The sequence below is a fragment of the Nonomuraea sp. NPDC050547 genome (genome assembly GCF_044457345.1).
Lineage (GTDB): Bacteria > Actinomycetota > Actinomycetes > Streptosporangiales > Streptosporangiaceae > Nonomuraea.
Window position 1 is genome coordinate 83,555 of the sequence record NZ_JBITGW010000016.1, and the last position, 23,063, is coordinate 106,617.

General features: G+C 71.8%; 22 protein-coding genes. 11 read left to right on the forward strand and 11 right to left on the reverse strand.

The window, feature by feature from the left end; genetic code table 11:
• Positions 1–37 precede the first annotated feature (37 nt).
• Complete coding sequence (locus ACIBHY_RS35170; RefSeq protein WP_397254410.1) at positions 38–682, forward strand: response regulator transcription factor; 645 nt, start codon at positions 38–40, stop codon at positions 680–682.
• Positions 679–1,815 carry a sensor histidine kinase gene (locus tag ACIBHY_RS35175; protein WP_397308945.1) on the forward strand — a complete coding sequence of 379 codons (1,137 nt, stop codon included), beginning with the start codon at positions 679–681 and terminating at the stop codon, positions 1,813–1,815. The genes ACIBHY_RS35170 and ACIBHY_RS35175 overlap by 4 nt, the downstream gene beginning before the upstream one ends.
• Positions 1,816–1,818: 3 nt before the next feature.
• Here ACIBHY_RS35175 and ACIBHY_RS35180 read toward each other — a convergent pair whose 3' ends face one another.
• The 7 genes from ACIBHY_RS35180 to ACIBHY_RS35210 form a co-directional block, all read right to left on the reverse strand.
• Positions 1,819–2,574: a putative protein N(5)-glutamine methyltransferase gene (locus ACIBHY_RS35180; RefSeq protein ID WP_397254414.1), complete on the reverse strand. Its 756-nt coding sequence runs from the start codon at positions 2,572–2,574 to the stop codon at positions 1,819–1,821.
• 128 nt (positions 2,575–2,702) lie between these two features.
• Positions 2,703–3,410 carry an NAD-dependent epimerase/dehydratase family protein gene (locus tag ACIBHY_RS35185; protein WP_397308946.1) on the reverse strand — a complete coding sequence of 236 codons (708 nt, stop codon included), beginning with the start codon at positions 3,408–3,410 and terminating at the stop codon, positions 2,703–2,705.
• Entirely contained in the window at positions 3,407–4,156 is a 750-nt protein-coding gene (locus ACIBHY_RS35190) for a creatininase family protein (RefSeq protein ID WP_379614098.1), read from the reverse strand. Before ACIBHY_RS35190 ends, ACIBHY_RS35185 begins: the two co-directional genes overlap by 4 nt.
• The gene (locus ACIBHY_RS35195) at positions 4,153–5,157 is read right to left on the reverse strand and encodes a Gfo/Idh/MocA family protein (protein WP_397308947.1); all 1,005 of its coding nucleotides are present in this window, start codon (positions 5,155–5,157) and stop codon (positions 4,153–4,155) included. Before ACIBHY_RS35195 ends, ACIBHY_RS35190 begins: the two co-directional genes overlap by 4 nt.
• Positions 5,154–5,915, reverse strand: a complete 762-nt coding sequence (locus ACIBHY_RS35200) for an amidohydrolase family protein (RefSeq protein ID WP_397254420.1) — start codon at positions 5,913–5,915, stop codon at positions 5,154–5,156. The genes ACIBHY_RS35195 and ACIBHY_RS35200 overlap by 4 nt, the downstream gene beginning before the upstream one ends.
• Positions 5,912–6,754, reverse strand: a complete 843-nt coding sequence (locus ACIBHY_RS35205; RefSeq protein ID WP_397254422.1) for an NAD(P)-dependent oxidoreductase — start codon at positions 6,752–6,754, stop codon at positions 5,912–5,914. Before ACIBHY_RS35205 ends, ACIBHY_RS35200 begins: the two co-directional genes overlap by 4 nt.
• A 51-nt stretch (positions 6,755–6,805) precedes the next feature.
• A complete protein-coding gene (locus ACIBHY_RS35210) occupies positions 6,806–7,984 on the reverse strand; it encodes an enolase C-terminal domain-like protein (protein ID WP_397308948.1) in 1,179 nt (392 codons plus the stop codon).
• Between the two features lie 36 nt (positions 7,985–8,020).
• Here ACIBHY_RS35210 and ACIBHY_RS35215 point away from each other — a divergent pair, with 36 nt between their 5' ends.
• Positions 8,021–8,746, forward strand: a complete 726-nt coding sequence (locus ACIBHY_RS35215) for an alpha/beta hydrolase (protein ID WP_397308949.1) — start codon at positions 8,021–8,023, stop codon at positions 8,744–8,746.
• Here the strand turns inward: ACIBHY_RS35215 and ACIBHY_RS35220 are convergent.
• On the reverse strand, positions 8,721–9,560 hold the full coding sequence (locus ACIBHY_RS35220; protein ID WP_397254427.1) for a Gfo/Idh/MocA family oxidoreductase: 840 nt from the start codon (positions 9,558–9,560) through the stop codon (positions 8,721–8,723). The genes ACIBHY_RS35215 and ACIBHY_RS35220 overlap by 26 nt on opposite strands.
• A gap of 94 nt (positions 9,561–9,654) precedes the next feature.
• Between ACIBHY_RS35220 and ACIBHY_RS35225 the strand changes: the two genes are divergently transcribed.
• The gene (locus ACIBHY_RS35225; RefSeq protein WP_397308950.1) at positions 9,655–10,647 is read left to right on the forward strand and encodes a Gfo/Idh/MocA family protein; all 993 of its coding nucleotides are present in this window, start codon (positions 9,655–9,657) and stop codon (positions 10,645–10,647) included.
• Between the two features lie 173 nt (positions 10,648–10,820).
• On the opposite strand, the gene ACIBHY_RS35230 is transcribed toward ACIBHY_RS35225, so the two are convergent.
• Positions 10,821–11,747, reverse strand: a complete 927-nt coding sequence (locus ACIBHY_RS35230; RefSeq protein WP_397308951.1) for a hypothetical protein — start codon at positions 11,745–11,747, stop codon at positions 10,821–10,823.
• Positions 11,747–13,249, reverse strand: a complete 1,503-nt coding sequence (locus ACIBHY_RS35235; RefSeq protein ID WP_397254433.1) for a right-handed parallel beta-helix repeat-containing protein — start codon at positions 13,247–13,249, stop codon at positions 11,747–11,749. Before ACIBHY_RS35235 ends, ACIBHY_RS35230 begins: the two co-directional genes overlap by 1 nt.
• Positions 13,250–13,408: 159 nt before the next feature.
• Between ACIBHY_RS35235 and ACIBHY_RS35240 the strand changes: the two genes are divergently transcribed.
• The 5 genes from ACIBHY_RS35240 to ACIBHY_RS35260 are packed head-to-tail and all read left to right on the forward strand — an operon-like array spanning position 13,409 to position 20,064.
• A complete protein-coding gene (locus tag ACIBHY_RS35240; protein ID WP_397254435.1) occupies positions 13,409–14,674 on the forward strand; it encodes an ABC transporter substrate-binding protein in 1,266 nt (421 codons plus the stop codon).
• Positions 14,671–15,621: a carbohydrate ABC transporter permease gene (locus tag ACIBHY_RS35245; protein WP_397254437.1), complete on the forward strand. Its 951-nt coding sequence runs from the start codon at positions 14,671–14,673 to the stop codon at positions 15,619–15,621. Before ACIBHY_RS35240 ends, ACIBHY_RS35245 begins: the two co-directional genes overlap by 4 nt.
• Before the next feature lie 14 nt (positions 15,622–15,635).
• On the forward strand, positions 15,636–16,445 hold the full coding sequence (locus ACIBHY_RS35250; protein ID WP_397254439.1) for a carbohydrate ABC transporter permease: 810 nt from the start codon (positions 15,636–15,638) through the stop codon (positions 16,443–16,445).
• Positions 16,446–16,447: 2 nt separating this feature from the next.
• Positions 16,448–18,808: a DUF4838 domain-containing protein gene (locus ACIBHY_RS35255; protein ID WP_397308952.1), complete on the forward strand. Its 2,361-nt coding sequence runs from the start codon at positions 16,448–16,450 to the stop codon at positions 18,806–18,808.
• A complete protein-coding gene (locus tag ACIBHY_RS35260; RefSeq protein WP_397308953.1) occupies positions 18,805–20,064 on the forward strand; it encodes a mandelate racemase/muconate lactonizing enzyme family protein in 1,260 nt (419 codons plus the stop codon). Before ACIBHY_RS35255 ends, ACIBHY_RS35260 begins: the two co-directional genes overlap by 4 nt.
• Before the next feature lie 80 nt (positions 20,065–20,144).
• Here ACIBHY_RS35260 and ACIBHY_RS35265 read toward each other — a convergent pair whose 3' ends face one another.
• Positions 20,145–20,861: a FadR/GntR family transcriptional regulator gene (locus ACIBHY_RS35265; protein ID WP_397254445.1), complete on the reverse strand. Its 717-nt coding sequence runs from the start codon at positions 20,859–20,861 to the stop codon at positions 20,145–20,147.
• Between the two features lie 153 nt (positions 20,862–21,014).
• Between ACIBHY_RS35265 and ACIBHY_RS35270 the strand changes: the two genes are divergently transcribed.
• Together ACIBHY_RS35270 and ACIBHY_RS35275 are read left to right on the forward strand one after the other, a co-directional pair.
• Positions 21,015–22,190, forward strand: a complete 1,176-nt coding sequence (locus tag ACIBHY_RS35270; protein ID WP_379614131.1) for a mandelate racemase/muconate lactonizing enzyme family protein — start codon at positions 21,015–21,017, stop codon at positions 22,188–22,190.
• A complete protein-coding gene (locus ACIBHY_RS35275; RefSeq protein ID WP_397254447.1) occupies positions 22,187–23,059 on the forward strand; it encodes a dihydrodipicolinate synthase family protein in 873 nt (290 codons plus the stop codon). The genes ACIBHY_RS35270 and ACIBHY_RS35275 overlap by 4 nt, the downstream gene beginning before the upstream one ends.
• Positions 23,060–23,063: the final 4 nt, after the last annotated feature.

Sequence of the window (23,063 nt, forward strand, 5' to 3'; positions counted from 1 at the left end):
ACTCCCCGCTAACACCGCGTCGGTGAGTCTTTGCAGCATGCGGGTGCTTGTCGTGGAAGACGAGGAACAGATGGCCGACGCCATCGCGCGGGGGCTGCGGCTGAACGCGATGGCCGTCGACGTGGCCTACGACGGGCAGGAGGCGCTCGATCTGGCCTCCTACGTCGACTACTCGGTCATCGTGCTGGACCGGGACCTGCCCGAGGTGCACGGGGACGACGTCTGCCGCGAGCTCATGGCGCGCAGCCGGATCATCATGCTCACCGCCGCCGGGCAGCTGCACGACCGGGTGGACGGGCTGACGCTCGGCGCGGACGACTACCTGGTGAAGCCGTTCGCGTTCGCCGAGCTGGTGGCCAGGGTGCGTACGCTGGCCCGCCGTACGGGCCGGGCGAGCGCGCCGGTCGTCGAGCGGGCGGGCATCCGGCTGGACCCGGCCTGCCGTACGGTCACCCGCGACGGCAGGGACGTGAGCCTGAACCGCAAGGAGTTCGACGTGCTGCACGAGCTGCTGCGCGCGGACGGCGAGCTGATCACGTCGACCGGGCTGCGCAAGAGCGTGTGGGACGAGTTCGCGGAGAGCGGCACGGGGGTGCTGCGCGTCACGCTGACCTCGCTGCGCAGGAAGCTCGGCGCGCCCGGCGTGATCACGAACGTTCCCGGCCAGGGGTATCGCCTGTGAAGCGGCTCGGGCTGCGCATGCGGCTCACCCTGATCTACGGCGGCCTGTTCTTCGTCGCCGGTTCGGCACTGTTGTGGATCACCTATCTGCTGACCGCCCGCTCGCTTGACGCGAAGTTCGTCAAGGTCATCGGCACCGGGCCGCCGCCGCCCCAGACCAATGCCCAGACCAAGGACGCCCTGTTCTTCCAGGCCCAGGTTCAGGCGCAGGCGGAGGTGGGACAGCGCGCGGACAAGGCGCTCAACGAGATCCTGCAGTGGTCGGTCAGCGCCATGGTGATGATCGGGCTGGCCGCGGTGGTCATCGGCTACCTGGTCGCCGACCGGGCGCTGAAGCCGCTGAACAGGGTGACCGAGACCGCGCAGCGCCTGTCCGAGAGCACGCTGCACGAGCGGATCGCGCTGGAGGGCCCGCAGGACGAGGTCAAGCGGCTGGCCGACACCTTCGACGCGATGCTCGGCCGACTGCACCGGGTCTTCGACGCGCAGCGCAGGTTCATCGCCAACGCCTCGCACGAGCTGCGCACCCCGCTGGCGATCAACCGGACGGTGCTGGAGGTGTCGCTGGAGGAGCCGGAGGCCTCTCCCGACCTGAAGGCGCTGGCCAGGGCGCTGCTCGGCACCAACGCGCGCTACGAGCGGCTGATCGAGGGCCTGCTGCTGCTCGCGCAGTCGGAGCAGGAGCTGACCACCCGCAAACCCGTCCAGCTGGAGCGGGTGGTACGCACCGCGCTGGAGCTCACGCCGGCCAAGCGGGGGGTGACGATCGTCGAGGACCTGCGGCCCGCCGTGGCCGAGGGCGATCCGCTGTTCCTGGAGCGCTGCGTGTTCAACCTGGTGGAGAACGCGATCAAGTACAACATCCGCGGCGGGCAGGTGTGGATCACCCTGCGCGAGTCGTACGGCGGCGGCGGAACCGTCACCGTCGAGAACACCGGGCCGGTGGTCTCCCCGTTCGAGGTGGACGACCTGTTCGAGCCGTTCCGGCGCAACGGCGACCGGGTGCAGTCCGGGCGGGGCGCGGGCCTTGGCCTGTCGATCGTGCGGGCGATCACCGAGGCCCACGGCGGCACCGTGACCGCCAAGCCCCGCCCCGAGGGCGGGCTCTCGGTGACCCTGCGCCTGCCCGCCTGACCGTCAGGGCAACAGGCCCGTGACCACCGTCGCGTGGAACTCCTCGGAGCGCAGCACCCGCGCCTTCAGCCCGCTGGCCGTGACCGCGTCGACGGCCTGGCCGGCCTGGCGTTCGCTGGTCTCGAACAGCAGCAGCCCGCCGGGGGCCAGCCAGCGCGGCGCGCCCTCGGTGACCCGCCGCAGCACGTCCAGGCCGTCGGGGCCGCCGTCCAGCGTGACCCGGGGCTCGTGGTCCCTAGCCTCGGTCGGCAGCAGGGCCAGGTCGGCGGTCGGGACGTAGGGGACGTTCGCCAGCAGGACGTCCACCCGACCGCGCAGCCTCGGCGGCAGCGGGTCGAACAGATCGCCCAGGTACACGTTCTCACCCAGGTTGCGGCGCGCGCAGGCGACCGCCGCCGGGTCGACGTCGGCCGCGTGCAGTTCGCCGCCGGTCAGGACGGCCAGCGCGGCGCCCATGGCGCCGGAGCCGCAGCACAGGTCGAGGATCACTCCCGGGCCGGGGGCCAGCGCGGCGGCCCGCCGTACCAGGAACTCGGTACGGCGGCGCGGCACGAACACGCCGGGATCGATGCGGACGCGCAGACCGCAGAACTCCGCCCAGCCCACGACCTGCTCCAGGGGAAAGCCCTCGGCCCGCCTGGCCACCATGGCGGCCAGTTCGCCGGGGTCGGCGGCGGTGGAGAGGATGAGCTCCGCCTCGTCCTCGGCGAACACGCAGCCGGCGGCACGGAGCTTGGTGACGACTTCTTCGGGTGACACGGAAACGCCTCTCGGGGTTACCCGCGGGCGTCTCCGAACATCACTGGTGAGAACGCCCGCGTCTCGGTTGCGGAAATCGGTCTCACCTCCTCAAGTCGCTCACAGGATATCGGGGCGATACCGGCCGGTCACCGGCGGGCTCGGGGGCTCCAGCCGAGGTCGCGTTCCGCCGGTGTCCAGTCGAGGATCCGCCGCTCGTGGTCGCCGGTGATCGTGTACGCGGCGAAGGCGGGCCGCGGGCGGTCCAGGGCTGCCAGGAAGGCGGCGGCCACGTCGCTGCCCGCCGTCATCACCGGGGAGACGTCCGGCGCCAGCCACTCGTCGTCGCCCATCGGCCCGACCAGGCGCAACGCGGTCGCGGTCACGCCGTGGGCGGTGACGGCGGCGGCGCACACCTGCTCGCCCAGGCGCTTGCTGAGGCCGTAGGCGTCGGTGTTGTCGGGCTCGGGGTCCGTGCTGTAGTCGCGGGACTGGTATCCGGCGAAGACGGACATGCTGCTGGCGTAGACGACGTGCCGGACGCCGGCCGCGGCGCAGGCCTCGACGGTGAGGTAGAGGCCGGTCACGCTGACGGTGAAGTGGGTACGCGCCCATTCGAGGCCGTCGCGCCAGCCCGTCTTCCTGCCCATGGCCAGGTAGAGCAGGGCGTCCTGGCCGTCGGCCGCCCGCTTCAGCGCGGCCGGGTCGGTGACGCTGCCTTCGACGAACTCCACGTATCCGACGGGCTCGGCGGGCGGGCGCAGGTCCAGGACGCGCACCGTGTGGCGGGCGGCCAGGGCGGGCAGCACCAGCGCGCCGACCGCCCCGGAGCCTCCGGCGACCAGGACGCGCATCATTCCTCCTCGGCGAAGGCGCGGGCGAACTCCAGCGCCCGGCCGTAGGCGGTGTCGACGATCTTGTGACCCATCTCGGGCGTGGCCAGCCTGGCGTCGCCCAGCGCGCCCGTGGCCGACAGGCGGTGGTAGGCGAGTGCGAGGTCCACCCTCGGCGCGGGCGGGGCGGCGTGCGGGAGGACGGGCAGCGGGTCGGCGGGCGGGCCGATCCGGTCGGCGCGTACGAGGTGCGGCGCGAGCACCATGGCCACGGAGGTCTCTCCTTCGCAGGCGTGGCCGTAGCGCTCGCTGCCCATGAGTTCGGCGATGACGTCGCCGGCCAGGCCCGCCCACATGACGTGGGCCATCGTCACCTGGTGGTCGCGGCGCAGGACGCGGGCGGCCAGCCGTACGGCGTCGACGTTGCCGCCGTGGCCGTTGACCACGAGGACCTTGCGCACACCCGCCTCGGCCAGCGACTCGGCCAGGTCGCGCAGCAGGGCCAGCAACGTCTCTGGCCGCAACGTCATCGTGCCGGGGAAGCCCAGGTGGTGCTCCGACAGCCCATAGGGCACGCCGGGGCACAGCACCGCGTCGGGACCGAGGTCGGCGGCGAGCCTGCGGGCGAACGCGGCGGCGATGGCGAAGTCGGTCTCCAGCGTCAGGTGCCTGCCGTGCTGTTCGGTCGCCCCGATCGGCAGCAGCGCCAGCCTGGCCGTGCGCAGCGCCAGCGCGGCCTCCTCGGCGACCATGGCGGCCAGTTCGTTCATCGTGCTCCCCACTCGTGCAGCACCCGCGTCGCGGGCAGGATGTCGGCCGCGGAGCAGCCGGGCGGCCGTCCGAGGGTGATCGCTTCGAGGAAGTCGGCGTCCTGGCGGGCCAGGCCGTCGGCTTCCATCCGGTCGCCGCAGTCGAGCAGGACCGTGCCGTCGTGCTCGCGCAGCAGGCCGCCGGACAGGTGCAGGGTGCGGTCCTCCCCGATGACCGTCAGCTCGCGGGCGGGCAGCCGCGAGTGGTAGGACAGCGCGATCGTGGCCAGCGCGCCGCCCGGCGTTCGCAGGACCGCTCCGGCGTCCATGGGCGGGCCGCCCCGCCAGGGCTCGCCGCTGACCCCGTGCACCTCGGCCCGCCACGGCTCGCCGCGGGCCCCGTGCGCCTCGGCCCGCCAGGGCTCTTCGCCGGTGCCTCGCTCGTCGGCCCGCTGGGCGCCGAGCAGCCACAGCGCCGCGTCCACGGTGTGCGCGCCGTGGTGCCAGAGCACGTCGTCGGTCCAGTCGCGCGGCCGTCCGCCCATGCCGGTGTCGTCCTGGCGCAGCATCAGCGTGCGCGCCACCACGTGCGTGACGCTCAGCGCGCCCCGCTCGATCTCCTCCCGCACCCGCAGGTACGGCCGGCAGAAGCGCAGCGTGTGCGCCACCGCGACCAGCCTGCCGGTGGCGCGCGCCCGCTCGGCCACCGCCTCGGCGTCGGCCAGGGTCAGGGCCAGCGGGATCTCGCACAGCACGTGCAGGCCGGCGTCAAGCGCGGCCAGGGTCTGCGCGGCGTGGTGGGCGTGCGGGGTGGCGATGACGACCGCGTCGAGACCGGGATGGGCGTAGAGGTCGCGGGCGGTGCCGTACACCTGCTTGATCCCGAAGCGCGCGGCGAACGCGGCGGCCTGCCCGTGGTCGGGACCGGCGACGGCGGCCAGGTCGGCGCCGGCCGCGGCGAGCGCGGCGGCGTGCCGCTCCGCGATGGCGCCGGGACCGACGATGCCCAGGCGGGGCGTCATCCGCCCATGCCGAACAGCGCGGCCGAGGCGCCGCCGAGGATCCAGCGCTTGTCCTCGTCGGTGAGGTAGGGGCGCTCCAGCACGTGGTTGATCGCGGACTTGTAGTCGCCCGGCGCGGGGTCGGGCCGGTTCCAGTCGCCGCTCCAGGTGACGCGCCGGGCGCCGTAGGCGGCGACCGCCTCGCGCAGGAAGGGGTCGGCGTCGGGGTGCGGGTACGGCCGGCCGCTGTTGGCGTAGAAGCCCGCCCACATGGTGTGGACGAGCGGGCGTTCGGCCAGCGCCAGGAAGCTGCCGAAGTGGGCGGGGTCGGCGTCGGGGTAGGTGGTGAAGCCGAGGTGCTCCAGGCGTACGGTGAGGCCGGGCACCTCGTCGAGCAGCGTGGCGAAGGCCGGGTCCGCGATGTCGGCGAGCGGGCCGCGCACGCTGGCCACGAGCCCCGCGGCGGCGATGGCCCGCCACAGCGCGTACGGGTCGGGGCCGGGTGAACGGGTGGCCGCCCACAGCCGCACGCCCTTGACGTGGGGGGATGCGGCCAGGCGGGCGACGTGCCCGGGCGCGCCGTGCGTCTCGGTGTCGACCATGGCGACGACGGCGAACCTGCCGGGGTGGGCCTCGGCGCAGCGCAGCAGGTAGGAGTTGTCGGTGTTGCCGACGAACTGGACGAGGACGGCGGCGTCGACGTCGGCCATCTGCGGGAGGTAGGCCGATATTTCGGGGTACTTCCAGGTGCCGACGTGCACGTGCGAGTCGATGATCATTCGGCCGCCTTGATCAGCGCCTGGGTGCCCCGGTCGCCGCCGTGGACGGCTCTGACCCGCTCGGCCACCTCGATCACGTTGGCCAGCCCGGACAGTTCCAGCCCGCCCCCGGCCTCGCCGGCCAGCGTGAGGTCCTTGATGAAGTGGTCGAGCTTGAAGCCCGGCTCCAGGTCGCCCGCGCGCAGCTTGCCCCACAGGAAGTCCAGCAGAGGTGAGCCGGCCACGCCCGGCCGTACGGAGGCCAGGACCTTCTCGACGTCGAGCCCGCCGTGCCCGGCCAGCGCGTACGCCTCGCAGGCCGCCAGCGTCACCCCCGCCACCAGCGTCTGGTTGACCAGCTTGGCCAGTTGCCCGGTGCCCGGCCCGCCGTGGTGCACGACGGTGCCGGCGACGGCGGCGAGCACCGGCCCGACCCGCTTCAGGGCCGTGGCGTCACCGCCGACCATCACCGACAGGGTGCCCGCCTGGGCTCCGGCGGGGCCGCCGCTGACCGGCGCGTCCAGGACGGCGACGCCGCGCGCCGCGCCCCGCTCGGCCAGGTCCCGCGCCAGCGCCGGTGAGGAGGTGGAGCAGTCCACGGCGACCAGGTCCGCGCCCGCGTGGTCGAGGACCTCGCCGTAGACCCGCTCGACGTCGGCCGGGTAGGGCAGCATCGTGATCACCACCTCGCTGCCCGCCACGGCCGCGGCGACCGATTCGGCGACCTCGGCTCCCCTGGAGGCCAGGTCCGCTGCCCTGGCCGGTGTCCTGTTGAAGACCGTGACCCGATGGCCCGCCTCCAGCACCCTTCGTGCCATCGGCTCGCCCATCAGTCCGGTGCCTATCCATGCCACTCGCACGGCCCCGACTCTAAGCGGACATCGACCAGAAGAAAAGACCTAGGTCCTATTTCAACGGATGCCGGAATAGTGTGGCTCCAGGGTGATCTGCCCATCCTGGACCGCCATGAACGCCAGGCCGTCGTTGGCCCGCGGCGCGTACTGCCTGCTGTTGCACTCGAACGGCGGCCACGACCACGGCAGTGTCGCGGCCAGCCGGGCCGAGTGCGCGAGGGCCAGGTCCACGGCGGTGAGGTCCTGGATCATCACGGCCAGACCGTGCTCCCTCGCGTAGGCCCAGCTGCGCAGGGCGAGGCTCTGGCCCTTGGCGGCCTTGACGACCACGCCGCTCCAGCCGCCCTCCGCGAGCCGGTCGAGGTCGGCGACGCCGGCCAGCGACTCGTCGGCCAGAACGGGGACGCGGCGGGCCAGTTCCCGCATGCCGTCAGGGTCGGGGGGCGCGTCCCTCGGTACGGGCTGTTCCAGGTAGGCCACGTCGGCCAGGACCCCGGACGGCAGGGCGTCCAGCATCGCGGCGGCGCCGGCGGCGCTCCGGCAGCCCTCGTTCGGGTCCACGGAGACGCTTCCGCCGCCGCCGAGCAGGGCGTGGATCGCGGTGATCCGGGCGGCGTCGGCCCGCGGGTCCTGGCCGGCGACCTTGACCTTGACGTGCCGGATGCCGTCGCGTTCGAGCCAGGCGCCTACCTCGTCGAGCGAGTCGCCGACGCCCACCACATGCTGGACCGGCAGGCGGGTCCTGGGCTCGCCGAGCCCCTCCTTCAGCAGGGCCGACAGGCGGGTGTCGGCCAGCGCCTCCGGGTACAGCCCGGCCGCCGGGCGGCCCGCCGCGCGGGCCCAGCCGTCGTGCACCGCGTTGTCCACGGCACCGAGCACCAGCGACGCCGCCAGCCTCGGCACCCCGCGCGGCCCGGACAGGCGCGTCTCCAGCTCGGCGCAGATCTCCAGCGGGTCGCCCGACGCGGACCCGGCGTCCGCGCACAGGCCGGTGACCATGTCGCGCAACGTCTGGTCGCGCGCGTGCCAGCTCAGCGGCGAACGCGGCCAGGCCCACGGGACCGACAGCACGCTCGCGCCGCTCCCCTCGGCCGACCGCCCGTCCGCGGTCTCCACCTCGGCCGTCACCACCGCGAGCGTGAACCGGTCGACCGTGGCGCCGGCCAGCCTGAGCGGGTGGTCGAGGATCACCTCCCTGAAGTCGGCACCGGCCTGTCTGATGCGCACATCCGTCATCTGCCGTTCTCCAAACTTAGGACCTAGGATCTAGCTATGAGCATTCGTGTCCTGCCGTACGACGGCCCGCCGCACCCGCGCCGCCGGCTCGACCTGCTGCATCCACCGGCCGCGCACGCACCCTACGCGCTGTGCTTCGTGCACGGCGGCGGCTGGCGCGCGGGCGAGGCCGCCCAGTGGCACAGGCAGATGCGGCGGGCCGGGGCGCGCGGCGTCATCAGCGCCTCGCTCGGTTACCGGGTGGGCGAGCGGCTGCCCGCGCTGCTCGACGACGTCGCCGACGGGTACCGGCGCCTCCTGACCCATCTGGACGAGCGCGGGCTCGGCGAGCTGCCGGTGTTCCTGGTCGGCAGCTCGGCCGGCGCCCACCTGGCCACGCTGCTGTCGCTGTCGCCCAACGGCCTGGAGCCCGCCGGGTGCGTCAGCGTCAACGGGCCGGGCGCGAGCCTGCGGCCCTGGCCGGGGATGGACCCCGAGATCCGCGCGGCCGTCGAGCATCTCGCCGGCGGCGACTACGCCGCCGCCTCACCCGCGCACCACGCCGACCCGGCGACCGCGCCGCCCATGCTGTTCATCGTCGTCGGCAAGGAGCGCTTCTTCCCGCACGAGCACGTGCGCGAACTGGCGGCGACGCTCCCCGGCGCGCGCGTGGTGCTGCTGCCGGGCGCCGAGCACGGCTTCTTCTACGAGCCGGGCAGCAAGGACAGCGCGCGGGCGCAGGCCGAGATCGACGTGTTCATCGCGGAGGTACTGCGCGGGTGAGCGTCTCCAGCAGCCGGACCGGCGCCAGCAGGGCCTCCTCGTCCAAGGGCGGCTTTCCGCTCTCCACCATCTCGGCGAACCGCCGCAGCGCGGGCAGCGTGTAGTCCTTGCCCAGCGAGGGCTGCTCGGCGAGGACCCCGCGGGTGCCCGTCACCTGGATCGCGAAGGGGACCGCGCCGTCGGCGTCGCGCTCGACCAGGTTGAGCACCGCGTGAGCGGCGCCCGCCCGCGCCACGGCCAGCACCCCGCCGGGCAGCACCGAGATCCGCGGCTCGCCCTCGGGCGGGGGCAGCAGGTGCAGGGCCATCTCCACGACGTGCACACCGTAGAAGGCCACTCCGCCGTACGGGCTCTCGCGCTGCACGGGGCCGGTGGCGACCACGGAGCGGATCGGCCCGAGCGCCTCCAGCCGATCACGCATCGCCTCCACCGCCCAGCGCAGCGCACTGGAGGAGGTCACCGGTACGCCGCCCGTCCTGGCCGCGGCCAGGATCGCCTCCGCGTCGGCCGAGGATCCGGCCAGGGGCTTGTCCACGAAGACCGGCACACCCGCCTTGAGCAGGGGTTCGGCGTGAGGCCTGTGCAGGTCGCCATCCCTGTCCATGACGATGGCCGCGTCGATCCGGCCGATCAGGTCCTCGGGCCGGTCCACGCCGAACTCGACGCCGCCCTGGCCGGAGAGCTGGGCGGTGCGCTCCGCCGTACCTCCGCAAAGAGCCACGATGCGGACGTCGCCGAGGGCGCGCTCGGTGTTGAGGTGGCGGATGGCGTGGTCGGCGTGGGTGTTGTCGAGCCCGATCAGTCCGAGCCTCATGGGGCACTCCTTCTCTCGTTATACCGGCATATTGACCTATTTCCCGGAAGACATCTAGAGTCCTAGGTCATAAGTTACGACGTGGAGGTGGTCCGTGCGGTTCGGGATCGTCGGGAGCGGAGTCATCGGCGGCTTGCACGCCAGGCTCATCGCGGACATGGCAGGAACGGCGGAGCTCGTCGCCGTCGCCGACAACGACCTGGCGCGGGCGAGGGAGCTCGCCGGAAAGCACGGCTGCGCGGCGCTCGGCTCGACGCAGGAGCTCTACGCCCGCGACGACGTGGACGCCGTGGTGATCTGCCTGCCCAGCGGCCTGCACGCGGACGTGGCGGTGCCCGCGCTGAAGGCGGGCAAGCACGTGGTGGTCGAGAAGCCGATCGACATCTCGCTGGCCGCGGCCGACCGGATCATCGCGGCCGAGCGCGAGAGCGGCAAGAGCGTGACCGTGATCAGCCAGCGCCGCTTCGAGCCGTCCTTCCGCGCGGTGAAGGCGGCCGTCGACCGCGGCGAACTGGGCCGGTTGACCTCCGGGACGGCCGAGGTCACGCTGTGGCGTCCCCAGTCGTACTACGACTCGGGCGGCTGGCGCGGCACCTGGGCGATGGACGGCGGCGGCGCGCTCATGAACCAGGGCGTGCACGTCGTGGACCTGCTGCTGGCCCTGCTCGGGCCGGTGGAGTCGGTCAGCGCCTACTCGGGGCTGCTCGCGCACGAGAACATCGAGGTCGAGGACACTGTCGTGGCCGCCGTCCGGTTCGCGAACGGCGCGCTCGGCCGCGTCTTCGCCAGCACCGCCGCGTACGGCGGGGCCAGCGTGCGCGTCTCCGTCCACGGCGACGCCGGGCACGCGATCGTGGACAACGAGGTGCCGACCAGCTTCCGCGTGGGCGAGGAGGACCGGGCTCAGAACGCCCTGGCCCGCCTGGGTCCGGAGTCGCACCGCGCCCAGCTCACCGACTTCATCGCCGCGGCCGCCGAGGGGCGCGCCCCCGAGGTCACCTCGGCCGACGGACGGGCCGCGCTCGCGCTGGTCCTGGCCGTGTACGAGTCCGCCCGCAACGGCGGCGCCCCCACCAGGCCCGCCTGAACCTCAGGCCCCGCCTGAGGTTCTCCGATTTCCCTGCCTTCCGAGGCCGCTAAAGGCAGGGGAAACCGGGGCGGGAGGGAGAAAATACCGCATCCCCCTCCCGCCCCGGTCACCTACTCACCGGCCGTTCAGCCGGAACGGTCGTTCCGGCTGAACGGTCATTCGGGTAGCGGTCATTCCGGGTAGCGGATGCGGTAGACCGCGTCCAGCCGCCAGATGTCCCCGGGCGCCACCTGCTCGCTGCCCGGCTTGCTGACCCTGGTCGGGTAGACCTTGTTGTACTTGTCGCCGTCGTAGACCCAGACCCCGCGCCCGTCCGACTGCGCGTAGCCGTTGAAGAAGCCGGGCTCGACCTCGACCGACATCGTCGCCCCGTTGACGGTGTTGTACAGCTCCGCGCCGTAGCTGTCGGCCGGCGGCGCCCGATGCCCCGGTGTGCCGATCTTGTGCTCGATCGCCTGGTCGAGGTAGCGGAACCGGGTGGTGACCCCGTCGGCCCTGACCGCCGGGAGCATGGCCCCGTAGGCGTACTCGATGGCACGCGCGGCCCGCCAGCGCAGCACCCACCGGATCCGCAGCCCGGCGGCGGTGAAGATGTGGCGCACGTTCATGTCGCCGAGGACCGTCGGCGCCTCGACGGCCGGATCGAGGACCTGAGTGTCCTGGGCCAGCTCGAACTCCCCCATCTGGAGGATGCCGGACGGTACGGCGGCGCGGCCGTCCACGAGGAAGAGCAGGCTCCGCAGGAGCTCGTCGCCGTGGAGGCCGCCGAAGTGGTCGGGCGCACCGGCCGGCTTGATGGCGTACGGGTAGGCGGCGGCCGTGGCCAGCTGGATGCCCTCGGCCGTGGCCGGAGGCGGGCCCGCCTGCCGTACGGCGGTGATCTCCTGGATGCGCCAGGCGTCCATGCGCTTGGCGGTGTCGGTGAAGTGGCGCAGGTCGTAGCGGATCCACAGGTGGCCGGGCTCGCGGGTCCAGACCATGAGCTGCCGGGGGCCGAGCCGTTCTACGTAGAGGCCGGATGTGTCGCCGGGGGCGGCGAGCACGAGCCCGCTCGCGGCCAGCGCGGCGGTGCCGCCGAACAGGGCGCGGCGCTCCATCAGGCCGGTCCCGGCAGCGGCAGCCAGGTGCCGGGCTTGCCGGAGACGGTGCACACCCAGCCGAACGGCTGGCCGGCGGCGGGGTTGCGGTTCTGCACGACCATGCCCTTCTCCCACCAGCCCTCGGTGGGCGCGGCGGTGCGCGTCACGGTGAAGGAGTAGCTGATGTCCTCCTGCGTGCCGGTGCGGAACATGCCCTCCTTGTTGCCGGTGAGCGTGTTGGCGCCGATGTCCACGCCGCGGGTCCTGGCGTGGATGAAGATGCCGTAGTCCTGGGTCTTGACCTCCTGGTCGTCGAAGCTGCGGTTGCCGCTGATGACCACGTTCTCGGCCTTGAAGCCGGTGCGGGCGTAGGTCCTGATGCCGCCGCGCGGCTCGTTGCTGAGTCCTCCGCCGTAGTTCTGGTGGTTGTTGTAGACGACGTTGCCGGTGACGGTGACGTCGTTGGACTGCCAGACGTTGATGCCGACGGTGTTGCAGTGGCCGACGATGTTGTCGGAGATGACCAGCTTCCTGCAGCGGTCGGTGGACAGGCCGGCGTCGCCGCCGTAGAAGAGCGTGTTGCGCTCGAAGATGCCGTCGAAGATGTCGTAGACGGCGAGCAGGTCGGCGTTGCCACCCTGGCCGTAGGCGAGCTTGTTGCCGATGACCAGGTTGTCCATCGCGCGCACGAAGCGGTGCTTGTGCGCGGCCGGGTTGTTGCCGCCGCAGGTGATGTAGACCGGGTAGCCGACCTGGCCGGGCTTGCCGCCGATGCGTTCGAGGCGGTTGCGGCTGACCGTGAGGTACTCGGTGTGCGACTCGGTGTTGCCGAGCACGTGCAGGCCGAACTGGGTGACGTCCTGGAAGTCGCAGTCGTCGACCGTGATGTTGGTTCCGTTGCCGTTGACGTTGATCCCGACGTAGGCCTTGCTGATCCGGCAGCCGCCGACGTGGACGCGGTGGCAGTCGGTCAGGCGCAGCAGCGCGGTGGAGGCGGTGCCGGGCAGGGGTTCGTACGCGCCGGCTTTGAGTCCTTCCAGGTGCACGTTCTCGATCAGCACGTCCTTGCAGCCCGTCAGGTGTACGGCCCGCGTCAGGGAGGCCCGGTCGTCGCAGAGGATCGCCAGGTTCCGCAGGCCCACGACGGACAGCCCGCTCCCGTCGATCACGTGGCTCTGGCTGTATCCCGCCGAGAGCACGAGCGTGGCCCTGGTCCGCTCCGACCGCAGGCTCACCCCGTTCTTGAGGCGCAGAGGGGCGCCGAGCAGGTAGCGCCTGCCCGCGCCGAGGTGCACCGACCCGCCGCCGGCGGCGGAGGCGGCGTCGATCGCGCGCTGTAACGCCGCGGAGTCGTCGGTGGTGCCGTTGCCCACCGCGCCGAACGCGGAGGCGGGGTAGACGTTGAGCTCGTTCTCCTTGAACCGGGTCTGGGCCTGAGCAGGGCTCGCGGCCAGCGGAACCACCGCCGCAGCCGACACTCCCAGCAACCCCAGCACACGCCGTCGATCCGTTGAAGTCACGATAAGTCCTTTCAAGTAGGACCTAGGACGGAAGATTGAGCGGAATGTATGCCTCGGCGACATGTCCGTCAAGTGGGCTATTGACCCACCAGCATTGCGCTGTACCGTGAGCACACACGATGGTCTGTCCTATGTCTTACTTGGCGAGAGGCAAGAAACATGAGGTTAAGAATCGCTGCGAGCCTGCTCGCCCTCCCCCTGGCCGCCACCGCCTGCGGCTCCGGAGGAAGCGGCGAGAAGGCGGCGGAACTGCGCGTCTGGAGCATGTGGTCCGAAGGCGAGCCCAACCAGAAGGTGCTGGCCGAGGCGTTCAAGGACTTCGAGAAGGCCACCGGCGTCAAGGTCAGGGTGCAGTGGAAGGGCCGCACCGCGATGAAGTCGTTCCTGCCCAGCCTGAACACCGCCAACGTGCCCGCCGACCTGATCGAGGGCAACAACAGGGAGCTGACCCGCCAGTTCGCCGCCGCCAAGGGCGCGCTCGACCTGTCCGACGTGTACGCGGCCACGGTCCAGGGCGAACAGGCCACGGTCGGGCAGATCGTCGGAGACGCCTACAAGCGCATGGCCACCTCGTCGCAGGGCGTGCTGGCCCAGCTCCCGTACCAGGTGTCCACCTACGGGTGGTTCTACAACGGCAAGGACTTCCCCACCACGCCCAAGACATGGGAGGAGTTCGTGAAGGTCCTCGACGAGCGCAAGGCCCAGGGCCGTAAGCCGCTCGGCCAGGACGGCAGCATCCCCAACTACAACATGCGCTACCTGGAGCACTTCGCCCGCGCGATCATGGGCGACGAGGGCTGGCACGCGCTGGCCCCGGACAAGAGCGGCCAGGGCTGGCTCAAGCCCGAGGTGCTCAAGGCGGCCCAGATGGTGGAGTCGCTGGCCAGGGGCGGCTACTTCCCCGACGGCTTCAACGCCGCCAAGTTCCCCGCCATGCAGCAGAAGTGGGCCAACGGCGAGTCCGACTTCCTCTACCAGGGCACCTACCTGCCCAAGGAGGTCGCGCCGTACGCCAAGCCCGGCCTGGAGTTCCGCGCGTTCCGCTTCCCGGCGGTCGAGGGCAAGGCGCCCACGATGAACGTCACCACCACCGGCTTCGGCATCCCGGTCAAGGCGGCCAACCCTGACGCGGCCAAGAAGTTCCTGGCCTTCTTCCTACAGAAGAAGTACCAGGACAAGGTGGCCGGGGTGGCGCTGGAGATGTCGGTGCGCAAGGACGTGCCCGCCGCGCCGCAGGTGGCCGACCTGAAGACCGCCCTCGACAGCGGCGAGATCAACAAGGCCGACGTCCTGGACATGGGCGACTTCAACACCAAGGTCCTGCTGCCGCTCAGCGACCAGCTCCTGTTCGGCAAGATCGGCGCCGCCGACTTCACCAAGCAGATGGCCGAGCAGTCGGCCGCCTACTGGAAGTCCAAAGGATGACCGCGGTCCTGGAGCGGCCTCCGGTCAAGGCCGCTCCCCGGTCACGGCGGGGCGGCAGCCCGTTCGAGGCCGCGCGTCGCCGGATGATCGGCCCGTTCCTGCTGCCCGCTTTGCTGGTCTACGCGCTGGTGATGATCGTACCGAGCGTGATCACGGTCTGGATCAGCTTCAACGAGTGGGCCGGGGTCGGCGCCATGGAGTGGGCGGGGCTGGCCAACTACCGTGAGATGGTCGCCGACCCCGTCTTCGGCACCTCCTTCGCCAACACCATGAAGATCCTGGTGCTGGTGGGCGCGGCCGTCTTCGTCATCGCGTTCACCCTGACCATGCTGCTGCAGGACATGGTCGGCAGGAAATTCGTGCGGGCGGTGATCTTCTTTCCGAGCCTGGTGCCCGGACTGGTGATCGCGATCCTGTGGGGCTTCCTGCTGGACCCCGACGGGCTGGCCAACTCGGTGCTGAAGTCGCTCGGGGTGGCGGAGCCGCCGCTGTGGCTGGCGCCGGAGAACATGTTCACCACGGTCATGGCCGGGATGACCTGGCTGGCCGCGGGCACGTACACGGTCATCTTCATGGCCGCGGCCGACCGCATCCCCCGCTACTTCTACGAGGCCGCCGAGCTCGACGGCGCCGGTCCGCTCACGCGCTTCTGGCACATCACGCTGCCGCTGATGTGGGACGTCATCGGCGTCTGCGCGGTGCTGTGGGCGATCGGCGCGCTGAAGACGTTCGAGTTCGTGCTGGTCTTCGCCGGCGCGACCGGCAGCCTGCCGCCGACCGGCCTGTGGACGTTCTCCGTCTACGCCTACGCCGGCGCCTTCCCCTCCGACGGCGTCCCCAGGTACGGCATCGCCTCGGCTGCCGCCGTCCTGACCATGCTGCTCACGGTCGTGCTCACCGTCCTGGTCCGGCGGGTCATGGCCCGCCGCGAGCAGGCCACCTACTGACGCAAGGAGGTCACATGAGACTCCTCGCCATGCCGCTGGCCTGGTCGCTGGCGTTGTTCGACCTGTTCGTCGTGGCCTGGATGGCCCTGTCGTCGCTGAAGACCACGCGGGAGGTGGTCCACGATCCCTGGGGTCTGCCCGCCTCCCCGCAGTGGGGCAACTACGGCGAGGCCTGGACCTCGGCCGCCTTCGGCGACGGCGTCGTCAACTCGCTGCTGCTGGTGATCGGCAGCGGGCTCGGCACGATCGTGCTGGCCGCGCCCGCCGCGTACGTGCTCGCCCGCTTCAGCTGGCGGCTGTCCGGCCCGGTCACCATCTTCTTCGCGCTGGGTCTCGGCATCCCCGCCCCGGCCATCATGATCCCGATCTACCTGGGCCTCGACCGGGTCGGGCTGATCGACTCGCTCGGCGGCCTGCTGATCGTCTACATCGCCACCAACCTGCCGTTCGCCGTCTTCTTCCTGACCGCCTTCTTCTCCTCGCTCCCCCGCGAACTGGAGGAGGCCGCCGCACTCGACGGCTCCGGCCCGTACCGCACCTACTGGCGGATCATGCTGCCGCTGACCAGGTCGGGACTGCTGGCGCTGTTCATCCTGCAGGCCATCGGCGACTGGGGCGAGACGTTCTTCGCCCTGTCGTTCCTGCAGGAGAAGAAGACGATCTCGCTGACGTTGCTGAACTTCATCCAGACCATGCAGTACACCGGCGCCCGCTGGTCGGTGCTGTTCGCCGGGATCTGCATCGTCGTCATCCCCCTTCTGCTGCTCTACCTGTGGATGAGCAGCCGCCTGATCGAGGGCATCGCCGCCGGATACGGGAAGTGACCATGAAACGCCGCCAGTTGTTCGGCCTCGCCGGGGCCGTCGCCGCCACCCCGTGGATCCGCCCCAAGGCGGGCCTGCCGATCGTGCGTTCCGGCAGGGCGATGGCCGCGGTCATCGCCCCGCCGGACGCGGAGGAGGCCGCCGCCGAGCTGGTCGCCTACGTCGAGCGCGCCACCGGCGTGCGCCTGCCCAGGACCGCGGCGCCCGGCCTGACGCCCGTCCACGTGGGCTCGCCCGGCCCCGACCCCGCCGTGCCCGGCCTGCTGGCCAAGCTGGACAGGGACGGCTTCCTGATCCGGCCCTACCAGGGCAGCCTCACCGTGGTCGGGCCGAGCCCGACCGGCACCGCCAACGGCGTGCGCGAGTTCCTGGAGCGCTACGCCGGGGTGCGCTGGCTGATGCCGGGCCCCGACGGCGACGACGTTCCGGCCCTGTCCGCCCTGGAGGTGCCCGCGGTCGCGCTCTGCCAGCAGCCCGCCTTCGCCATGCGTTCCTTCAGCCCGCTGCGTGACACCCGCTACCCGCTCCAGCAGCTGTGGGCCCGCCGCAACCGCATGCAGGGCACCACCACCGAGCCCATCGCCTTCCACCACAACCTGCACGCGCTCTTCCCCGTCGAGCGCTACGGCGTGTCGAACCCCGAGTTCTACCCGGGCGGCAAACCCCCGGCGCCCGGCAAGCTGACCGGCTGGCAGCCCGCCTTCACCGTGCCCGGCACGATAGACGCCGCCGTCACCGGAATCCTGGAGTACTTCACCGCCAACCCCGGGGCGAGCTCGTACTCGCTCGGGGTCAACGACGGGGAGGGCTTCGCCGAGGCCGATCCGGTGCCCGCCTACTACGCCTGGGTGAACGAGGTCGTACGCCGGGTTCTGCTGGAGCGTCCCGGCAAGCGGTTCGGGCTGCTGGCCTACCGCAAGCTGGAGACGCCGCCGTCGTTCAAGCTGCACCGGCAGGTGGTGCCCTTCCTCACGCAGGACCGCTACGCCTGGACCGACCCGGCCGTGGAGTCGGCCGCGCACGCGCTGACCGATCGGTGGCTGGCGGTCAGCTCGCAGCTCGGGTTCTACGACTACCTGTACGGCGCGCCGTACCTGCTGCCGAGGATGTTCACCCGCCGCTACGCCAAGACCATGCGCTACGCGAAGGCACGCGGCATCGTCGCCCATTACGCCGAGCTCTACCCGAACTGGGGCGAGGGCCCCAAGCCGTGGGTGAGCGCCAAGCTGCAGTGGAACGCCGACGCCGACCCGGTGGCGCTCCAGCGGGAGTGGTGCGAGCGCGCGGTCGGCAAGGCGTCCGCCGGGGATCTGCTGGCCTATTTCGATTTATGGGAGAAGTTCTGGGCCGAGCGGGTGCCCGGTTCGGCGTGGTTCCTGCCGAACGCCACCTACCAGACCTTCAACCTGCCGCACTACCTTGAGCTGGTCCAGGACGGCGACATGACGCGCAGCCGTACCCTGCTCGACTCGGTGGTGGCGCGGGCGGCCACGGCGCCGCAGCGGGCCAGGGCGACGGTGCTGCGGCGCGCGTACGAGTTCTACGAGGCCTCGGCGCTCAGCTACCCGCGCGCGGTCACCCCGCCCGCGACGCAGGAGGCCGCGCTCGCGATGCTCCAGAGCGGCGCGGACGCGCATCAGCGGCGTCTGGACCAGGCGGCGCGGCGGCTGGCGCTGATCAAGGAGTTCGCCACCGATCCGGTGCTGGTGCTGCAGATGAACCCCGCCTCCCACGCCAACCTGGTCTGGACGGGCTGGAACGCCGGCGAGTACTGGAGCGTCGTGGCCTACATCCGCGCCCACGAGCCCACCGGCGGCCCGGTCACCGACCTGGCCAGGAGCCTGTCGGCGGCGAACCCGTACGCCGCGCTCGTGCTGCGCGGCCTGCCCGCGCCCAACCTCGTCGTCAACCCGGACCTCACCTCCGGCCTGCCCCCGTGGACGCTGCTGCCGCGCTCCAACGGCACCAGGGCCGTCGCCCGCCCGACGGACCAGGCCGTGCTGCGGGTGAGCGGCAAGGGCTGGGGCGGGCCGTGCCAGAAGATCGCCGTCACGCCCGGCCTGGCCAGGCTCACCGCCTCCTACCGGGCCCCGGCGGGCACCGCGGCGTCGGTGCAGCTCGCGCTCGACCTGTGCGACGCCGCGGGCACCCCCATCCCGAGCAGCTCCGTGCGCTCCCCCGTGATCAGCCTGCGCGCCAACGACACCTGGACCCCGCTGCGGCTCGACTGCGAGATCCCCGACAAGGCGCGCAACATCGCCGTCGGCATGGTCGAGCTCATCTTCCTGGTGGACAGCGCCGCCGAGGTCACGGTGGACTTCGACGACATCTCCCTGCTCAACATCGCCAAGGAGGCTCCGTGAGCCTGCGCGTCACCGCCGTCGAGCGCGTCACCCTGCGGGTGCCGTTCAGGGAGCGCTCGCGGCCGTGGAACGAGATCCTCGTCTCCGAGTTCGCCGTCGTGGAGGTCGTGCGGGTCCGCACGAACTCCCCCGGCCTCATCGGGTACGGCGAGAGCCTGCCCCACTACACCTGGGCCAGGACCACCGACGCGTCCGTGGCCCGGGTCCTCGACCGCCACCCCGCCGAGCTGATGGGCGACGACTCGCTGGGCGCCGGTCTCCAGATGGCCCTCTACGACGTGGCGGGCAAGGCCCTGGGCGTCCCGGTGTACCAGCTGCTCGGCCAGCCGATGGTCCGCCAGTGGTGCCCGCTGGCCTGGTGGAGCACCAAGATGCCCGCCCGGGTGCTGGCGGAGGAGGCCAAGGACGCGCTGGCCGAGGGCTACCTGGCGCACAAGCTCAAGGCCAGGCCGTGGTTCGACGTCCATGAGCAGGTGGCCGCCATCTCCGCCGTCACGCCCGCCACCTACGTCCTCGACCTCGACTGGAACGGCATGCTGCGCACGCCGGGCGAGGCGGTCGAGGTGCTGCGCGAGCTCGACCGCAGCCCGCGCGTCGGGGTCTACGAGTCGCCGGTGCTCCAGTCGGACGTGGCCGGGCAGAAGGCGCTGCGCGCCCGCGTCGACCGGCCGCTGGCCGAGCACTACAACAAGGCCCTGTTCCCGATCTGGATGCGCGAGGACGCCATCGACGGCTTCGTCTCGTGCAACGCGGGCGTGGCCGGGACGATCGCGCAGGGCCTGCAGGCGGCGGCGTTCAACAAGGACCTGTTCCTGCAGATCGTCGGGCCAGGACTGACCACGGCGTGGACGCTGCACCTGGGCGCCGTGCTCACCCACGCCCGCTGGCCGGCGGTGACCTGCCTCAACGTCTACGCCGACGACCTGATCACCACGCCCGTCGAGATCAGGGGCGGCTACGCGAGGGTGCCCGAGTCGCCGGGGCTGGGCGTGGAGTTCGACGAGGAGGCGCTGGAGCGCTGGCGGGTGCCGGACGGGTTCACCCCGTCGCCGTCGCGCAAGCTGCTCGGCTTCCACCTCGGCGACGGCAGGGTGCGCCGCTACGCCGGGATCAAGCAGCTGTTCGAGGAGTGCAGGTACGTGGGCAACCTGCCGGTGCAGCCGCGCGGGGCCGATCTGGAGGTCTGGGAGGACGACGGCACGGCCGAGTTCGACCGTCGCTACCGGGAGGCGGAGCGGGCGCCGGTCTGGGAGTGACCTGCTGTGGGGGCCACGGCCCGTGGCCCCCACAGCAGGTCACGGCCTCCGGCAGGTCACGGCCTGCTCCAGGCCGTCGCCTACTCCAGGTCGTCGCCGCGGAAGGTGCGCTGCACGCGCTCCAGGTGGGCGCGCATCTGCTGCTCGGCCAGCGCCGCGTCGCGGGTGCCGAGGCCGAGCAGCAGGGCCTTGTGCTCGGCGTCGCTCTCGGCGTGCGTCTCGCCGAGGAACTCCGTCAGCTCCTTGCCCTTCTCGCGCTCGTTGGCCAGCACGTCGGACAGGGCCTCCAGCACCGCGGTGAAGAAGCGGTTGCGGGCGGCCTTGACGATGCCGAGGTGGAAGGCGAGGTCGAGCTCCACGCGCCGCTGCAGGTCGTCGCCGACCGCGTCGGCCTCCTCCAGCAGGGCGCGCAGGCCCTCCAGCTCGCGGTCGGTGATCCTGGCGGCGGCCAGCCCCGCGGCCTTGGTCTCCAGGGCCAGGCGCATCTCGACCAGCTCGTCTATGGCCGACCCGTCGGCCTCCATGGCCAGGCGGAAGTAGCTGTGGACGGCGACCGGGCGCAGCTCGCTGACCACGGCGCGCTTGCCCTGCCGGGTGCGGATGACGCCCTGCTGGCTGAGTGAGCGGAAGGCGTCGCGGACCACGCGCTGGCTCACGCCGTACTCCTCGGCCAGCCTGGCCTCCGACGGGAGCTCGTCGCCCTCCTTGAGACCCTGCTTCCTGATGTAGTCCGTGATCAGGGCGGCGACTCGGGTGCCCAGCAGCGCGCGCCCGCGCGGCAATGCCTCGGTGTCCACGTCTCGCCTCCACTCATGTCCTATGTTCCACGTCATCGTAGACCATCGGCCCAATTTTGGCCGCAAAACTTGAGACTCTTGACTTAGGTCCTTTCTATTCGGACGATGAGGACATCATCGGGAGAAGGAGTCTTAAGTGATAGGAGTCATCGAATGCGCGTGACCGCCGTCCGGCAGTGGATCGCCGAGTTCGGGTACTACAACGCGATCTACGTCAGGATCGAGACGGACGAAGGCGTGGAGGGAGTGGCCGAGGTCGCGATGCGCCGCCGGACCAAGACCGTCTCCGCGATCGTCGAGGAACTCGGCGAGTACCTCGTCGGCAAGGACCCCACCCGCATCGAGCAGCACTTCGAGCGCATGTACCGCGACTCCTTCCTCGGCGGGACGCTGCTGACGATCGGGATCTCCGCCATCGACGTGGCACTGTGGGACCTCAACGCCAGGGCGCTCGGGGTGCCCGTGCACCGGTTACTGGGCGGGAAGTTCCGCGACTCCGTCCCCGTCTACACGCACGCCAGGGCGACCGAGACGCCCGAGCAGTTCGCCGACGAGATCGCCGACCGGCTGGCCATGGGGTTCACCGCGATCAAGACCACGCTGCCCGGCTTCTACACGAAGGTCTCCAGCGTCCACCACGAGACGCCGGCCGCCATCCCCGCCCGGCAGACCGAGACCGAGCTGCTGCCCAACTGGTTCTGGCCGCTGCTGGCCGAGTACTTCGAGGCGGCGCGGGAGGTCGCCGGGCCCGACGTGCACCTGATGCTCGACTGCCACGGGCGGCTCAACGTGGCCAACTCGATCCGGTTGTGCGAGGTGCTGGAGCCGTACCGGCTGGCGTTCGTGGAGGAGCCGGTGCCGCCGGAGCGGCCGGAGTGGCTGGCCGAGGTGACGCGCCGGTCCACGACGCCGATCGCCGCCGGGGAGCGCTGGGCCGGGCCGTACGCGGCGGCGCCGTTTCTTGAGCGGCGCGCGCTGTCGGTGGCGCAGCCGGACGTGATCTTCTGCGGCGGCATCACCGCGGCCAAGCGCATCGCGACGCTGGCCGAGGCGAACGCGGTCTCGATCGCCTTCCACAACCCCTTCGGACCCCTGGCCAGCGCGGCGACCTGGCAGCTCGGCGCCACGCTGCCCAACCTGCTCATCTCCGAGTCGATGCTCACGCCGGAGCAGATGGTGTTCTGGGAGCGCTACACCGAGGACCCGCCCCAGGTGCGCAACGGCGAGTGGGTGGTCTCCGACGCGCCCGGCCTCGGGCCCAAGCTGCGCATCGAGGAGATCGTCAAGCACCCCTTCCGTCCCGAGTACGACGCCGGCGGCACCCGGTGAACGGCGTCTACCCGGCCGCGCTGACCATGTTCGACCGGTTCGGGCGCCTCGACCTGGACGCCACCGCCGACCATCTGGACTGGCTGGTCGGCGAGGGCGCGCACGGGCTCGTCGTCGGCGGCACCAGCGGCGAGTTCGTGGCGCTGTCCGGCGAGGAGCGCAGGGCGCTGCTGGAGGCGGCCGTGGCGACGGTCGCCGGCCGGGTTCCCGTGCTGGCGGGGACCGGCGCGTACACCACCGCGGAGACCGTCGCGCTCACCGCCCACGCCGAGGCGGCGGGCGCCGCCGCGGCGCTGGTCGTGCTCCCCTACTTCCAGCGGCCCTCGCGCGAGGAGGTGCTGGGCCACTACCGCGCGGTGGCGGCGGCGAGCGGGCTGCCGATCTGGGTCTACAACATCCCGGCCAACGCCGCCGTCCCCGCGCTGGACGTCCCCGACCTGACGGCGCTGCACGCCGACGGGGTCATCCACGGGGTGAAGAGCACGCTGCCCACCGTGCACCAGCTGAGCGAGCTGTCGGCGCTGCCCGGCTTCCACGCCTTCTACGGCGGGTTCACCTCGCCGCTGGAGGCCCTGGCCGGTGGTGCGCACGGGTGGATCAGCGGGCTGCTCAACATCGTCCCCGCCGCCGCCGTGAGCGTGTGGGACGCCGTGCGCGCCGCCGATCTGTCCCTGGCACGCTCCCGGTGGGCGGAGCTGCTGCCGCTGCGCCGCATGCTCTTCCAGCCGCCGGTACGCGGGGTGGGCGACCTGGCGCTATACCGGGGCGTCCTGCGGATCAGGGGCAGAACGGCCGGATACTGCCGCGCCCCGCTACGCGACCTCGGCGCCGAGGAACTGCGGGTGCTGGAGAAGGCCGTCTCCGGCTGAGGCG